The 14705-nt window shown below is 53.3% G+C and carries 17 protein-coding genes; 9 read left to right on the forward strand and 8 right to left on the reverse strand.

Going from position 1 to position 14705, the window contains the following annotated elements:
- Positions 1–44: 44 nt before the first annotated feature.
- Positions 45–503: a hypothetical protein gene (locus tag ACR0AY_RS08000; RefSeq protein ID WP_170511013.1), complete on the reverse strand. Its 459-nt coding sequence runs from the start codon at positions 501–503 to the stop codon at positions 45–47.
- Positions 504–923: 420 nt separating this feature from the next.
- Positions 924–1448, reverse strand: a complete 525-nt coding sequence (locus tag ACR0AY_RS08005) for a DUF6653 family protein (RefSeq protein ID WP_170511009.1) — start codon at positions 1446–1448, stop codon at positions 924–926.
- A gap of 223 nt (positions 1449–1671) precedes the next feature.
- Between ACR0AY_RS08005 and ACR0AY_RS08010 the strand changes: the two genes are divergently transcribed.
- Positions 1672–2268: a dimethylsulfonioproprionate lyase family protein gene (locus tag ACR0AY_RS08010; RefSeq protein WP_170511007.1), complete on the forward strand. Its 597-nt coding sequence runs from the start codon at positions 1672–1674 to the stop codon at positions 2266–2268.
- Between the two features lie 72 nt (positions 2269–2340).
- On the opposite strand, the gene ACR0AY_RS08015 is transcribed toward ACR0AY_RS08010, so the two are convergent.
- From ACR0AY_RS08015 to ACR0AY_RS08025, 3 genes are all read right to left on the reverse strand, one after another.
- Positions 2341–3252 (reverse strand): alpha/beta hydrolase family protein, encoded by a 912-nt coding sequence (locus ACR0AY_RS08015; protein WP_480453946.1) that lies wholly within the window; start codon positions 3250–3252, stop codon positions 2341–2343.
- Positions 3253–3282: 30 nt separating this feature from the next.
- The gene (locus ACR0AY_RS08020; RefSeq protein WP_480453948.1) at positions 3283–3906 is read right to left on the reverse strand and encodes a LysE family translocator; all 624 of its coding nucleotides are present in this window, start codon (positions 3904–3906) and stop codon (positions 3283–3285) included.
- Between the two features lie 106 nt (positions 3907–4012).
- A complete protein-coding gene (locus ACR0AY_RS08025) occupies positions 4013–4657 on the reverse strand; it encodes a TetR/AcrR family transcriptional regulator (protein ID WP_170511566.1) in 645 nt (214 codons plus the stop codon).
- 182 nt (positions 4658–4839) lie between these two features.
- Between ACR0AY_RS08025 and ACR0AY_RS08030 the strand changes: the two genes are divergently transcribed.
- Together ACR0AY_RS08030 and ACR0AY_RS08035 are read left to right on the forward strand one after the other, a co-directional pair.
- Positions 4840–5238, forward strand: a complete 399-nt coding sequence (locus ACR0AY_RS08030; RefSeq protein ID WP_170510998.1) for a hypothetical protein — start codon at positions 4840–4842, stop codon at positions 5236–5238.
- 170 nt (positions 5239–5408) lie between these two features.
- The gene (locus tag ACR0AY_RS08035; RefSeq protein ID WP_170510996.1) at positions 5409–6203 is read left to right on the forward strand and encodes an SDR family oxidoreductase; all 795 of its coding nucleotides are present in this window, start codon (positions 5409–5411) and stop codon (positions 6201–6203) included.
- A gap of 225 nt (positions 6204–6428) precedes the next feature.
- Here ACR0AY_RS08035 and ACR0AY_RS08040 read toward each other — a convergent pair whose 3' ends face one another.
- Positions 6429–7043, reverse strand: coding sequence for a LysE family translocator (locus tag ACR0AY_RS08040; RefSeq protein ID WP_170510993.1), 615 nt, complete (start codon positions 7041–7043; stop codon positions 6429–6431).
- Positions 7044–7344: 301 nt separating this feature from the next.
- Here ACR0AY_RS08040 and ACR0AY_RS08045 point away from each other — a divergent pair, with 301 nt between their 5' ends.
- The 3 genes from ACR0AY_RS08045 to ACR0AY_RS08055 all read left to right on the forward strand — a co-directional run bounded on the left by ACR0AY_RS08045 (position 7345) and on the right by ACR0AY_RS08055 (position 9581).
- Positions 7345–8124: a VOC family protein gene (locus ACR0AY_RS08045; RefSeq protein WP_170510990.1), complete on the forward strand. Its 780-nt coding sequence runs from the start codon at positions 7345–7347 to the stop codon at positions 8122–8124.
- On the forward strand, positions 8027–8989 hold the full coding sequence (locus ACR0AY_RS08050) for a VOC family protein (RefSeq protein ID WP_480453950.1): 963 nt from the start codon (positions 8027–8029) through the stop codon (positions 8987–8989). The genes ACR0AY_RS08045 and ACR0AY_RS08050 overlap by 98 nt, the downstream gene beginning before the upstream one ends.
- A gap of 178 nt (positions 8990–9167) precedes the next feature.
- Positions 9168–9581: a VOC family protein gene (locus ACR0AY_RS08055; RefSeq protein ID WP_170510987.1), complete on the forward strand. Its 414-nt coding sequence runs from the start codon at positions 9168–9170 to the stop codon at positions 9579–9581.
- A gap of 289 nt (positions 9582–9870) precedes the next feature.
- Here the strand turns inward: ACR0AY_RS08055 and ACR0AY_RS08060 are convergent, their stop codons facing one another.
- Positions 9871–11217: a serine hydrolase domain-containing protein gene (locus ACR0AY_RS08060; protein WP_170510984.1), complete on the reverse strand. Its 1347-nt coding sequence runs from the start codon at positions 11215–11217 to the stop codon at positions 9871–9873.
- Positions 11218–11344: 127 nt separating this feature from the next.
- The gene (locus ACR0AY_RS08065) at positions 11345–12466 is read right to left on the reverse strand and encodes a choloylglycine hydrolase family protein (protein ID WP_170510982.1); all 1122 of its coding nucleotides are present in this window, start codon (positions 12464–12466) and stop codon (positions 11345–11347) included.
- Positions 12467–12741: 275 nt separating this feature from the next.
- Here ACR0AY_RS08065 and ACR0AY_RS08070 point away from each other — a divergent pair, with 275 nt between their 5' ends.
- From ACR0AY_RS08070 to ACR0AY_RS08080, 3 genes are all read left to right on the forward strand, one after another.
- Complete coding sequence (locus tag ACR0AY_RS08070) at positions 12742–13428, forward strand: Crp/Fnr family transcriptional regulator (protein WP_480453952.1); 687 nt, start codon at positions 12742–12744, stop codon at positions 13426–13428.
- 310 nt (positions 13429–13738) lie between these two features.
- A complete protein-coding gene (locus tag ACR0AY_RS08075; RefSeq protein WP_480453953.1) occupies positions 13739–14008 on the forward strand; it encodes a WGR domain-containing protein in 270 nt (89 codons plus the stop codon).
- Positions 14009–14367: 359 nt separating this feature from the next.
- Positions 14368–14673, forward strand: a complete 306-nt coding sequence (locus tag ACR0AY_RS08080; protein ID WP_480453955.1) for an ArsR/SmtB family transcription factor — start codon at positions 14368–14370, stop codon at positions 14671–14673.
- Positions 14674–14705 lie beyond the last annotated feature (32 nt).

Here is a 14705-nt window from a genome sequence, read left to right on the forward strand (position 1 = left end):
AACCTCTCAAACCAGCACCATCCTCGATCTTTCCAGTTCGAGTATTAGTCCCTTGCGGGCAAGGCAATTTCGCCTTCCCAGTCAGAAATACGATGCGGTAGCGCCAGGAATTTTGACGCCACACGTGTTTTGGTCGTTCCACTTCCAGTCATCCCCGAGTATTTGCCGGTTGAGGAAACGATTCGCCAGTTGTTGACGCCGAAGGAAACAACCTCCCATCTCATGGTGAAAGTGTCCTCTTCTTCACCATAAACACAAACTCCACCCCCACTGACACCGCTGGGTCCGCCGAAACCTGAGCCCACGCACCGGACAAATCCAGGATCGATTGGTCCCTCGTCAACGGTATAGGTCCCATAGTTGTCCTCTTTCCAAAACACGTCCTCGCCTGCGGAAATTTGCTCCTGGTTGACGACATAGAAGTTCGTTCCCGACACTTTCTCTTCGGCAGTCAGGCAATGAGGTGTTATAAGAACTGCGGGGATTAGCATTGAACGCAACATGTTGTTTCCTTCGACAGTGGGCAACGCCGGCATGATAGAGCCTATGGTATTTATTGCTAGGAATTGAACTCATAGCTGGACCTGCAAAGTTAGCTATGGTCCGTGGAGTAGACCATGAAGCTGCCAGAAACGGTTTGATGTCCTACCTAAAACTGCAGAAGACTCTCTGGACCCAATGCATACACCGTAGGAAGTCCGCCGCGAGCCCAGTCAACGGAGGGTATGACTTCGAATTTGTCTTGTGCAAACGCCGACAGGGCGACGGCATGTTTGGTTTCGCGAGTCCTAGGTTAAAGGATTTGGTCTGATGTCTGCGGAAGTTTTGTTTGTCAGCGAGTAAGCGCCACATCAATTGACGCTTTGTTTTAAATGCCAATCATGCTCTGATGCAATCATGAAGGTGAATAAGCTTTCGCTGGCCTATGCGTCATTCCTCACGGTCGTTTCCAAATCTTCCATCGATCCTCCCGCTCGCTGGAAGTCGCGCCAAACCCAGACCATTCTATCCACAAACCACATTTTGCCACCCGCAATCATAACGATTCCGAGGCATGTGAAGCCGATGTCAAATGTCCAAAGACCGTAAGCGAAAGGTAATAGTCCCAAGCTGCTTCCAACCGCCAGAACGTTCGCGACACGATTGTGATGCTCGGCAACTTTCTCACGATGGCGTAGCCAGACCCGTTCACCCAGCACGCCTTGCGCCGCCCAGCTGTCGAAACAATTGGGTTGCGGGAAGACGCGCGGGTTTAGCCAGATCCAGATCAGAACGATTGCAACAGCCGCCCAAGCCCATCCACCGATCCAGGCCCGGCTCCAGATCGCCAACGCCAAAAGCGGTAATGGCGTCAGCACGCGCGTCCAAACGGACCATGGATTGGCATGACGCAGCCATACCGCATCCTTCATGCCCATCAGGCGTTCCGATAACCGGGCCATGTCCATTCGCGTCACTCCGACAATCATAGAACAACTACAGGGGCAATAACCCCTTCTATAGATCACGCACACGCTGCCATTTCTTTTTGGCCCGAGACAATCACCAACCAGGTCTTGCGTCACCACTAACTTGCGTCTCGAATGGCTCAAGAACTCGCAACAGGCTGGTTTGTCCGGCGCAACATGCGTAAGTGCAGAGGTCGCAGTACAGTTGAGAGGTGACAGCGCCATGATCGGTACAGACAGGGAAAACCTCACTTCTCTGATGGGTGCCTTGGGAGAGGCATTTTCGCGGGAACAACGCGAAGGAGGTCGCAAAGCCGCTGACGCACTTAGGGATGCTGATGTCGAAAACTATCGAACGATGCCGCGCCAACAAGACCCGTCCAAGGTATTGGCGACCCTGCAAACATTGCCAGACACTTTGCCGCTTCTGGACCAGGTAACGTGCTGCCAACATCTGCTGTCGTGGACATGTTGGGAGGGCGGAGGTTTGGCAACCGAAGTTTCCAACCGGTTGTTCACAACCGAGTTGCTCGGCCCAGATGGGCACATCTATGCCGAAGAATTGCGCGTTGGTTTACTGGTATCGGACGCCTGGACGGATTACCCTGTTTCCAGCCACTCTGGCGAAGAAACCTATCTGGTCATTGCCGGAATTGCCGACTGGATTTTGGGGGATTCAGGATACATCAAAAGAAAACCTGGGGAGTTCGTCCACCATCCTGCGTGGGAGCCTCATGGTCGAAAGACCACGGATCAGCCATTTCTTGGTGCTTGGCGTTGGAGTGGCGACATTGATCTTTCGACATTCTCGGTCGCATGACCCAGACTGCGCTGACTAACCCATCAGGCAAAGGCAATTGGCACGTTGGCAGGTAGTGGCGCAGGCCTTTTGCTATGGGTAAAGCCTCAAGAACTGACTGACCAAAACAAGCAATTCAGACTGGAAAACAGTGCGGTCAAACCCAGACGGATCTTGAGATGGCGGAAACTGAGGGTGGGTCATTTGCGGAGGAAATGGGCTCTGGAAAGAGAAATGACCTGCACCCGGAATAGCTTTTTGCGTGAGAAGATCCGGTTTCTGCATACGTGATGAAAGAATGCCTGCATGAAACTCTGGCGTTACATCATCCAGTTCAGCCGTGAGCATCAGTGTAGGGGTATCAAATCCTGAAAGTGAATCCGCGCCCTGAAACCACGGAGTTGCCGGTGCAAGTAGTACCATCGATGCAAAACATGTGCGTTCAACACTAATTTCTTCTGCTTTGCCGGATTGTGTTTCATGTGGTCCGGCATATGGCTTGGCACCAGCGGCCGCCAACACGGTGTAACCGCCGATGGAATGTCCGATAGCGTGCGTCGCGGTGATGTAAGGCCCGAACTCTTCGGAGCGGCATAGGTGCTCCACACAAAGTTTCAGCTGTCGAGGACGGTTGATGAGGTTCTGCCGCGTGCCTTCCAGACTATTGTCAGATCGGCTGTTTCCCATATGCTCAGGCAGAATCACAAAAGCACCCATCGCTGCAAGCCCCATGGCCAAGTCCCGGTGAACCCAGGGCGATCCACTATTGCCATGCGACATCACGATCAGCGGAGCTTTGACAAGTGCGGGCACACCATCCCGCGCTGCGGTGAACGCGAAAGGCCCGACCTTCTGCGGTGCCATTTTCGTATCGCAGGGATAGAACATCACAACTGGAATCGGGCCAGGCCCAACTGAATCCGGGACTAAAAACTGGCGCATGCCCGCGTTTGACTTCATAGAAATACCTAAGTGATCGTGCGGCCGCGCCTGACTGTTTGCCAACCGCGCCTCTAACAACCTAAAGACTTATGGCTACTTTGACGCTGATGCGAGCGCCGATCCAATTCCGACAAACGCGCCACCGGTGATTCTGTTGAACCATCGTCCGCTACGGGCAAGCCAGGGCGCAATGCGTTGCGCAAATCGTGCCAGTAGAAGCTCATAGACAACCTCAACGAGTACGAACGTTCCGCCAAATACAGCGAGCTGTAGCAGGAAGGGCGATCCCGCGACCATGAACTGTGGAAGGAACGCAGCAAAGAACAAGAGGCCCTTTGGGTTAGAGACGGCGACAAGGAATCCCTGCTGGAACATCTTGTAGGTTCCAAGATCATTCGTTCTTGTCAAACAGGTCGCTGCACCAAAATCGGGGGGTGCGGAGCGCCAAACCCGAATACCAAGATAGACGAGATATGCGGCACCGATCCATTTCGCGACGAGAAAAGCCCGCTCCGATGCAGCGAGCAAGGTGCCAAAGCCAGCCAGAGAAATCGCAATCAGAAGGAAGAACCCAAGCGCTCCGCCCAAAACGGTGGAAACAGTCGGGCGGAAGCCGTAGCAGGCCCCATGTGTCAGCGACAACAACCCATTTGGACCAGGGGTCAGGGACAATCCAACAGCAGCAGCCAAATAAACCAGCCATAGTTCGTACGTCATTTCATGCCTCCAAATCCGCCAAAGTGTCCTTGTTCTAACCAATCGACTCGCGCAACCGGTGTCCTTGGCGCTTGATTCACCAGTACACGCTGGAATGTGCCTGAGTTCATTTTTCGTCCTCTCGCTTGAGCAAGCCCCGCAAAAAAATGCTTGCATGGTCTCGCTTGAATTTTTCCACATCCATGGGATCAATTTCGCTGAAGATCAGGCTCCAGATACCTGCAAATATTGCTGGCGCAATAATGGTTCGCGGATCCAAACCTGAAGCCTGTTGGCTGAGCTCGCCACTCTCCACCCCGGCGCTGATCAGGCGGCGCAAGGTCGTTTCACCTTTTGAAAAAATCTCACGATGGTAGAAAGCAACAATTTCTGAGTGATCGTGACCTTCGGCCACCATGACCTTGAAAATGTAGCGCGCGTCACCCGCGACAAGCTGATCGTACAACCGGTCGATGACCTTCTCAAAGAGTTCCTCATAGGGTCCTTCAAACTCGACGATGGCCTGAGCCGCTTCGTCAAGTGCACGTTCCATGGTGTCGCGCGCCACTGCCTCAAAGATGTCCATCTTGGAATTGAAGTATAGATACACCGTTGTCCGGGAAATCCCGGCACGACGCGCAATTCCCTGAAAAGTACTCCCCGCAAGACCTTTTTCACGAAGCTCTTCCAGTGCAGCCTGGCGTATCTCACCGGGTCGGTGCTCTTTGCGACGACGGCGCTTGGTTTTTGCTGTGTGTTCCGAAATCTCAATTACCTCCTATTGCCAACTACAAGTTACTGACGTAAGTGTCATTAAAAATCTGAACAGCGTGTATTGTCGGCAATTTGGGCTAGCTGGAACTTCCAGGATGCCCGGAGTTGCAGCACGCAATCAGTGCAGCAGGGCATGGTGAGGTCTTTGGCTTTGTCATCCCTCTAGGTAGGAAACGAATTATGTCGGCTCTCAACATTCAACGCATGCTTGCGGGTGTTTTTCTGGGACTGGGTGGTTGGGCACTGATCTTCCCCGGTACTGTCGAGCAGCTTGTTTTCAAACCAAATTACTTTGTGGGCAACGAAACGAGCCGACTATTGTTGGCGTGCTTTGGTGCACAAGCTGTTCTGGCAGGCACCATCATGGCCCTTGCGCGGTTTACGCCTACCACCTTCCTGGTATTTGGATTGGTGGGCTCGATCCCGTTCTTCATCTTCAACTATTATTTTGTCTTTGTAGTTGAGATGTTCACCCATTGGATGCTGCTCGACTTTGTTGGCAACGTGTCGATTTTTGCCTTGTGTATGTATGGATACTGGAAGTCGCTACAGGAGGTGCGTCGGTCCCACTCACACTGATCAAACATTATGCTGTTGGGAATTTGACGAGCCACTTAGGAGACCAAATACCTATCGAGATGTGCTGAAAGCGTGAGGGCAAACGAGCACAGCATGACGATGAACCTGGAAGACTGGTAGTCTTGAGCAGGCGCGCCTGACCGGCCTGAGTACAAATGATCGGAAAAAACATGCCCAGATTGCACAGTAAGACAGCCCTTGTGACAGGTGGTGCGCGCGGCATTGGAGCCGCAATTGCGCGTGCTTTTTGTGACGAAGGAGCGAAGGTCATTCTGACTGACAAAGACGTCGATCTTGGTCGAAAAACAGCCAAAGAAATAGGCACGGAGTTTGCAAAGCTGGATGTGTCTTCTGAGATGGACTGGGAGGCTATCGAAGCACAATTTCCTGTTCTGGATGTGCTTGTGAACAACGCGGGCATCACCGGATTTGAAGGATCCTTAGACGGACAACCTCCTGCACATGATCCCGAGAACGCAACACTTTCAGACTGGCGCGCGGTTCATGCGACCAACAGTGACGGGACGTTTCTCGGATGCCGCTACGCTATTCGTGCCATGCGCCCAGCGAAAACCGGATCTATCATCAATATCTCTTCACGCTCTGGCATCATAGGTGTGCCTATGGCGGCAGCATATGCCGCTTCAAAGGCTGCTATCCGAAATCACACGAAATCGGTCGCACTGTATTGTGCAAGTCAGGGTCTTGCCATCCGCTGTAACTCTATCCATCCGGCGGCAATCATGACGCCAATGTGGGAGCCACTGTTAGGCGAAGGTGCAGACCGCGCAAAACGAGAGGCGGCAATCGTTGCTGATACTCCGATGCGGCGATTTGGAGAAGCGTCAGAAGTAGCTGCACTGGCTGTTATGCTTGCATCCGACGAAGCCCCTTACATGACCGGAGCTGAGCTTAACATTGATGGAGGAATCCTTGCGGGGTCTGTGGCCATTCCTGACGAGTGAAGGCAGGAAGGAGTTAGCGCAACCGAGCCGTCGCCTGGACTTTTATGGCACGGAGGCGCGGGTGGGCTTTGGGTTTGCTGCGACGGATAGGCATGCTGGCAGCTAAACCAATGTCCGGTTCGGATCACCAACAACCGCTGACCAGCGAAGCAGATAGTGACACCTCTGAACCCATGCTGAACTCTAGACCAGGCACAGCAACTGACTTCTGTTCTAAAGATTCGTTTACCGATCAACACGGGCCAAAGCGAGACCGATACCCGACCCAACAAAAAGAACACCAGTTAGCCTGTGACGCCATCGTCCGAGCTTAACTATTGCGGGTCGCGCCATCTGCGCAGAAGCGGCCCACACAAGATCACCGAGCATGATGATGGCTACATAGATCACGGCGGTAAAAAGCAAAGCAGAAGAACCTGATCCGATAGCCACAAACTGAGGCAGGAATGCCGCGTTGAATATTAAGGTCTTTGGATTGATCGTGGCGAGTAGGAGACCCTGCCAGAAGAGTGCTGTCAGCGGCTCACGGCTGGCACTTTGTTTATCCAGGTCCGCGACGCCCTGACGCCATGTGGTCACTCCGAGATAGACCAGATAAGCCACTCCGATCCATTTCAGCCAAAGAAAAGCGTAGGCTGCAAATTCGAGGAGCGCGGCCAGACCCAAGACGACGACTAAAAGTTGCAAAGCCACGCCAATAGTTGTGCCAAACACCGTAATTGCGCCGAAGCGAAATCCGTAAGCCAATGTGTTTGCAACAATCAATGCTACATTCGGCCCAGGAATAGCGACCAGGAGAGCGGTAGCACCAACCAGTACGAATATCAGACTCGGCTCCATCGAACATTCCTTTTTTGAGAGCAGCTTTAGCGGTCATTGTCCAAAGGCCAACTTCAACCCGAAAAGCTGGAACTGCAAAACACGGAATATTAGGCTTCGATCGGGTCGCGAGCAACAAAGAACACAAAAAGCGGCGAAGGGCTGTTGAAGGTTAATCCCACAGAGAGCCGGGCCGCAGTGAATGGGGGCTTTCCAACAGTAGCATGGGTTTCAGAAACACGCGATCACGGCTGTTGACTTGGGTCAAATCGACCGCAGGCCAGTACTGTATTATTTGCGGGGATCATGGGAGCTCACCGCTATGACATTTAACAAGGTCGGCCGATTTGTTTGGCATGATCTCTTCACGGGCGACCGATCACGCTCAATGGACTTTTATCGAGACCTTGCCTCCTGGAGCTTTTTGACCGAGCACGCGATGGATTTTGCCTGGGGCGGCGGTGAGAAGGACTTTGTGCTCGCCTTAGCACAAGAAGAGGTTGGCGCAGGCTTTGTAGAGACACCGCAACACTATGACGACGGATGGATTGCCTATGTGGAGGTCGAGGATGTGGACCAATCCGCGTCAGCAGTCGAGAGACTCGGTGGAACCGTTGTGAGACCGCCATTCGAGGTGCCGGGCGTTGGTCGCAACTGTCTTTTGAGGGACCCTTTAGGAGCATTGGTCGGTATCTGCCTGTCCAGACACTCCTATCCGGTGCAGGAGCGGCAATTTGGAATAGACGGGTATCTATCGAGTTCCGCAGATTTCCCTGGTGAATTCTATTCGGAGTTGTTCGGATGGGTTTCCGGGTACGACAGCGAACTACAACGAACAACCACCATTTCGCTACTGTCCGGCGATGAAATTGCCGAGCAGTTGCACGGGCTGCCTCAGGAACAAGAAGTTGCTCGCTGGATTCCAAGTATCAAAGTTGAAGATGTCACCGCCGCCTGTCATGACGTGGATCGATTGGGTGGAAAACTGGCCAAGATCGACACGAATGATCCAGATCGCTCACGCCGCCCAGTTTTTTACGATCCGAATGGTGCGCTATTCTTTCTTGTTAACGCTTCACTCCGGACACGGAACGATTGTTAAGAGCAAGGGCAGCTTAATGCCCTTGCTTGGTCGGCTCCTTAAAACGGGGACCGATAATGCGAAGGAGGTGGGTGTCAACCTCCGGCGGAAGACCGACGGCCTTCCTCAGATGAGCCGGCAATGCGAATCGGACAATCCGTCTTTACGATGGCTCAAGCAGTTGCGGGGTGGGGGTTCACTACGCCGAACAAGGACTTGGGCGCTTCTGTTCTGCTACACTATACGGTGCCAAACCGGGGACGAAATGGCAAAGGCGATGACGGACCTCGGCAGGGAAGTTGTCATCGAATTCGAGGACCGACCTCCTGGTAAGCGAGAGGGCCGCGTCCGCGATCCTTTCGGAAATGTTTGGATACTGAGCAAGACAATTGAAAATCTGACAAACGAGCAAATACAAAACCGCTTGGGCGGACAGCTTGGTCTGATCGACATAACGGTGCTCACCGCTTGCAGGGAAACTGACCAAAGGTATGCTTTGTCCATGAACATCCACGGCTTCGATCACATCGTTCTGTGCGTCCATAATGTCGACGCAACGCTTGAGTTCTATCAACACCTGCTGGGCATGACCCCGCGAGAGGAACGCCCCGGCAAATGGTCCCTACATTTCGGTTCAAACAAAATCAGTCTTCAAGATGCAGGCACAGCACCGGATCTGGCGAAAAAAACCGTTCCGGGAAGCGGTAATTTCTGCCTACTGACCGACACACCAATCGAGGAAATCACCGCGAAGCTTCGCGCGCATGACGTCACTATCGTGGAAGGTCCTTCTGAGAAACTGGGCGCCGTCGGCAAGCTTATGTCTGTGTACTTCCGCGATCCAGATGACAATCTGGTCGAGGTAAGCAACAGGCTGGCAAAATAAACGAATTGCAACACAATGGCAGCCACGCAACCAGGGTCGAGAAAGAGCATAAGCTTTTCGAATTTTGCATCTTAGCCAATACTCAATGTAGCCTCGATGTCGAAACCAAGAGCACAAATCTGCTGGCTGATCACAACTAAGGTAGAGGCCATGAGACTCTAAGAACTGGAGAGCAGTCATGCCTAGAACGGGATTCATAGATCATATCGGTATCGCGGTGCCGGATCTTGTGGCGGCGAAGGCCTACTATGACGAGCTAATGCCGATCCTTGGCCTCAAGGAGTGGTTCAAAACTGAACCGGAATTCAACTACGGACCGGATGGAAAACTCGGGACGCAGCTGTTCTTCTACCAGGCGAGGGACGATGGACACTATTCGCGCCATGCTACCGGGTTACAGCACTTGGCCTTCTCGGTCGAAACGCGTGAGGTCGTGCGTGAGACGTACAATTGGGCACTCTCGCGGAAGTCACAAATTCTGGACGCACCCCAAGAGTTTCCTCAATACGGGACGCACTATGCGGCCTATTGGCTCGACCCACACGGCATTAAGCTTGAGGTTGTCTGCCATAAAGATGGTGAAAGCAGTTGAGACATCAAACTATCACCAGTGCTCCAAATGCGGAGCTTTGACAAACTGTCGAAAAGCGCTGTGCTACGTCCTCCCAAACGTCTGGCGGTGTAGGTCCGGGGAGAGCCCAAAATGTTCATTCCTCAGTGTGCAGCGTAGGGCAGCTCTACGATTTCGGTTGGAGGGTTGTGTTTCAGCGGAATGCAAACACCTTCAGAACCGCAGCAACTCACCGACTGCGGCCAAGGCGGAGCATACATGGATAAAAATTTTCCGGACCTTTGTTTATGCAACGACGTTCAACGTGAGTTCAGAAATGCTTCGCTATTGCCCTTGCCATAGTTTCTTCCTGATCGTCGCCGCTACCGGTGGAGAAATAGGCGATCACAAGGTTCCGTGACGGAGAAATGTAAAGCCCCTGTGCACCTACGCCTTTCTTCCAGAAATCGCCATCTTCAAAGACTGCATCCCACTGGTAGCGGTTCGAAATGTTCCGGTCGTTCGGGAAGCCCTTGCGTGCGTTCAATTCACCGAGATAGCCGCGTTGATAAATCGCGGGATCTCCACCGGTCTGAATGTTGCTGATGATGGCGTCTGGTATGATCTGCTCGTCGGAGATTTCGCTCCAGCTCGGCGTGAACAGCATGCCAAATCGGGCCATGTCCCTCAGCGTCGAATTCATTACGCCGAAACTTGCCGGCAACCCGCCATCGCTGACCGCAACGAAGGCATCATGCTCCATTCCGGCCTTGCGCCAAATCCGTTCGCTCAGGAATTCGGGCAACGGCTTGCCGGAGATGTTCTCCACAATGAGGTCAACGACGAAAGTGTTGATTGAGTTGTATTCGAAAACTTCATAGCCCGGACCACGGCGCTGCATGCCAGCCAGCACCTCCAAGGGCGTCTCCTCGACCCCAAGTGGATTGTCGAGCAAGCCCATGGCAGATGTCCAGCGGTACCATCCTTGTTCAGGGTTACTACGCGAGTCGCCGGCTGGTTCGTCAAGTTCGGTTGAATCGAGACCCGTCGCCATGTCCAGGGCGTGTTCGACCGGCACCGTGTCCCACACAGAGCTTTCAAGTTCAGGGATATAGGCACTGACGGGTTGCGATATGTCGATTTTTCCCTCTTCTTCCAGCAAAGCGAGCAGAGTGCTTCCGAGGATCTTTCCGGAGGAATACCAATTGTGCTTGTCGAACGGACGCATTGTTTTGTAGCGCTCAAACACGATCTCACCATCTTTGACTACGATCAGCCCGTCCATTGGGTACTTGTCGAACTGTTCGTTAACGGTGGCGGTCGAACCGTCTTCACGCGTAAACTCGATATCTCCGATCGAGGGGTCTGTGTTCTCCTGCAACTCGCTGATCGGGCCGTCGCGAAGGATCTGCGCTGTTGGGAAAAAGCGTGACATGTTTTGCCATGCCCATTGCGTGCGTGGGCTTGCCGCCAACATCTGAACCCGGTTTTTCTCCTCGCCGAAGAAATCATGGTTATCGCGAATTTCCCCAAGTGGTGTGTCAACGGCCAGTTTATTTTCTGCGACTGTAATATGCGGAAGGAAAGCCGAAGCGCCTGCTAGTACTATCGCCTTCAGGGATGGCCGCAAGTACGAGATTGGGGTGTGACTGTTTGGTTTGCCGAGACGGGCCTGCATTCAGATACCACCTTACTGTTTGGAAATGCGCCGGAACGCGATTGCCAAGTCGCATCGACGCGAATGTTTGGATATGACCGGGGTCCTAGGGCTCGTTCTGTTCGAAAAACCCCGGCCAGCAAATCAGTCAGTTGCTCGGTGTCATGTCGACAATTGTGGGTTCGCGATCTCCACTTGTCGGGAAGATCAACATCTCATTGCCCATGGCTACGAAATCGATCTTGCTGAGATCGACCTTGTGCACGGTTCGGTCGTACATGGTGTGATAGTAGTAGGTGAGGTTCCGAGAGTCGCTTGCGGTGGTGACCTGCGTTGCACTGTAGAGCAGATCTTCTGATTGGACATCGTCCTGTGCACCCTCGGCGGCATCGGCCGGAATGTTGAAATTGTCGAGGATCCGGAAAGCCTCTCGTACGGTATCGTAGCCGCCCTGGGTTTCACGGGCCGTTTGCGAGAACGCAACGGCGCGGACAAAGCGTGACGGGGGTGTGAAATCACCAGGCAGACCGATCATGCCGCTGCCTGCGCCAAGCGGAGCAAAAGTAACGCCGCTGGCTTCGACCTGGGGCACGCCGATAGCAGTCAGATTGACGTAATTGTTGAGGTTCGTCATGTGCCAGTCATAGTTTGGCGAATTGGTGATTACGCCAAGCGGGGCATCGAAAACAGTCAGATCGCCATCGATATACTCGATGACGATCCGTCCACCTGATCGGTCGGCTACCAGCATGTGAAACGGAAACGGAAAACCAAGCGTCTCATCCACCACGCCCACGACACGAATATTCTCGAGCCCGGCTATCGCCTCCTCGACCGTTTCGAAATTCGACAGGACATAGCTTGCCAACAAATCACCGGGGATGGTGTTGTCGGCAAGTTCAGGATTGTACTCCTGATATTCGGTGAAGCCCGGCAGGTAGAACAGCCCGGCAGTCAACCCTGCCTCATTGATGCCGTCGGCGGGAGCGCCGTGGTCCAACATGCTGATGCCGACCATGCCATGCTTACCGGTCCATGTCGTTCCCTGCTTTCCGTCTGGCATCTCGCCGGCACTGTAGGAATATCCCCTCGGGATAATATTGATCTTGGTTTCGAGATCAAAAGGCCCCCATTCGGCGGTCCTTGCGCGAATGATGCTTCCGTCCGAACCGGTCAGCATAATGCCGGTACAGGCCCACGACACTGAAGCGGATGCGATCAGCGCAACAACGGTCCGGGCAACGGTTTTTGTCAGCGTCATGATGTTCATAGATGACCTCCTGATGTGGCGTCTTTCTAAATTCTGGAGTTGCTCGATGGTAATCGTGCGTCAATTGCGAAAACCCACTTTCGACTGGCGGTTTGCATCAAAACTAAGTGGTGTTTCATATCAATATTATCTGATATTCAGTGCTGATCTGTAGCAATCACGACAAAGTCGGTATGGGCCAAGATAAAAACTTGATTGAACCAGCTAAACGCAGGCGTCGTGACGTTCTCCCAGCGGGTAGGAGCCTTGATCAAGAGCAATCAGCCAAGCCTAGTTTGAATATCACTGAGGCGAAGCGCGCGGTTCTCAGGTACGGGTGGCTTGCCGAACAAGACAAGGCATTCCAGGCCGTAGTACTGGAGAGGGCCACGCTTCGGACGTTTGCAGTCGGTAGCCGAGTCTTTGATGTCGGCGATTTCCGCGGAGGAATCTTTGGAGTTGCAGGAGGGGCTTTTGGTATCAAGGTTCCGCGACGTGGTGGTGATGACAGGCTCGCCCATATATGCCGTAGCGGTGTGTGGTTCGGATATGATGCCTCGCTCAGCCGGCGACACAGGAACCTGACATTTGTGGCAGTCGAGCCCTCAATTGCGTTCCACGTCCCGCTGGTCGCGCTGGACCAGTTAGCTGCATCCGACCCGAGCTATCACCGGGCCCTCACTAAGGTCGCGTCCCACGGCATGGATATTGCCATCGCGACCGTCTCCGATCTTCTGATACCCAATGTCCAACAGCGCATTGCCTCGACGCTGCTGCGCATCGCTTCATCACACGATGCCGGGCAAAAAGGCACCGCTGTCATTTCGGGGCTAACGCAGGAGCAGATCGGTGAGCTGGCCAATGCCGCGCGAGACGTGGTCAATCGAACTCTCAAGCAATTTGCGTCAAAAGGCTGGATTGAAGTCGCCTACAAGAGGATCAGGTTACTGGAGCCTGCGTCGCTGGAAGCGTTTTGCTCATGACCCAATATTTAAAGACTCGCATTTCAGGGTGTGGCTTCAAGCTGCTTTTCCTACGGATTAGAGCAGTTCGCAGCCGCTTGATTGCAATGCTACGGTGGTGAACAGGCTCTTCAGTCTGAGTTGTTGATCCCCGAACAAGCCCGCTATGAACTAACAGCAGCTGAATGCTAACGCATGGGAATGCTGTTGAACGCCGATTATGAACACGGTGTGATAATCCGCTGAAGCCGACGATGTAACGTCAGTTGGGTGACTGGGTGTGAGGTTCCGGTCACCTCGTTTTGCAAAGTCATTGGACAGACGGGCTTTATTGATCGACAATCGTGTCATGGAGCTGACAGCGACCACACCCGTCCACCTGATCCACGTGGACCCGGACGTCAACATGGCGCGGTTCTATAGAATAGAGTTGCAGCCGACGTTGTTTGGAGAAGTGTCCATCCTTCGGGCCTGGGGACGTATTGGTACAAACGGACAAGCTATGAGGGTGACGTATGATGACGAAGCCCAGGCCGGTGAAGCGCTCCAAAAACTCGAAAAGCAAAAGCTCCGACGAGGGTATGTTCTCGTCGGTGGTTAGTACCAACCGCCAGCGATCGTAGGTCGTTCATCTCTCAACCCGATTGAGCGATCTATTCTTTGGCCACTCGGCCAGAATGGACGTGAAGGAACGATCCCTTTTGCGCCTCCACAGGATCGAAGATTCTTTGGCTTTTTTTGTTGGTCAGGCCGGATTTGGACAAGCCAAACGCCCCCCGACGTCAGGGGGAAGGCGCGGCCTCCCCCTCGGACAAGAAAAATAGACTAGACCGTGTCCTCTCGCGTTGCGCGGCGGGCCGCACCACTCTTGTCGATTTGTCTGTCTCGACCCTTTCCGCCTTGTCGACACAGATCATAGAGGTTGTGATATCATGACTTATCATTCTTTTGGGGCCCCACTTGAAACCCGATCTCAGCCAAAACGCTCTGGAAGCGACCGATTTTCTTAAGGCAATGGCGCATGACGGCCGTTTGCAGATCTTGTGCCTGCTTCTTGGCGGTGAGAAATCCGTAAGCGAAATCGAAACCACCTTCTCCATGCGGCAGGCAGCAGCTTCCCAGCAACTGTCACGTCTGCGCTTGTCTGGTTTGGTTGAGTCGAGGCGCGACGGAAAGAGCATCTATTACAGGATTGCGGATGAACGCGTGTTGGCGATTGTGAAGGTTCTGTACGATCTGTTTTGTAACGAAGATGCGGAAAAGTAACCTGCGATCGATGCGGTCATTACAAGGCTGGA

The sequence above is a fragment of the Ruegeria sp. A5 genome (assembly GCF_056543005.1).